The organism is Cyanobium sp. NIVA-CYA 375 (assembly GCF_056108345.1).
Genome location: NZ_JBSYHW010000415.1, coordinates 1 through 555 on the forward strand (window position 1 = coordinate 1; position 555 = coordinate 555).

A 555-nucleotide genomic window follows, 5' to 3' on the forward strand; every position below is an offset into this window, starting at 1 on the left:
CCCTGCAGGCTGGCCGCGGCGGGCCGTGCAGCGCGAGGGCGACGCCACGCCCGTGGCCGGCGCCACGGCGAGTGTGGCCGCGGCTGCCGCCAGCGCCCCGGTCAGCACCACCACCGATGCTGCCGGCCTGTGGGCGCTGCAGGCGCTGTCTCCAGGCCAGCGCGTGGTGCTGCGTGTGCAGGCACCGGGCTATGCACCCGCGCTGCGCGTGCTCGACATCGCGGCGGGCAGCAACACCGTGCCCACGGTCTACCTGCAGCCCGAAGGCGTGCGCCAGCAGGTGGACCCGGCGCAGGCGGCCACCATCGCCGACCCGGGCACCGGCGCATTGCTGTCGGTGCCTGCCAACGGCTGGCGGCGCGAAGACGGCGCCGCCCTCAGCGGCGCCCTCACGGTGGTGCTGACGGCCGTGCAGCCGGCGCAGGACGCTTCGCGAATGCCCGGCGACTACACGGCGCTGAGCGCAACGGGCGCGGTACAGCGGCTGGAGAGCTTCGGCGCCGTCTCGGTGCAGGTGAGCGATGCCCAGGGCCGCGCCGTCAACCTCGCACCCGG

Annotated in this window: 1 protein-coding gene; it reads left to right on the plus strand. The window is 76.0% G+C overall.

From position 1 onward, the window contains the following. Positions 1 to 25: 25 nt before the first annotated feature. A partial coding sequence (locus AC01FP_RS18895) for a carboxypeptidase regulatory-like domain-containing protein (RefSeq protein ID WP_474482485.1) occupies positions 26 to 555 on the plus strand: 530 nt, incomplete at its 3' end.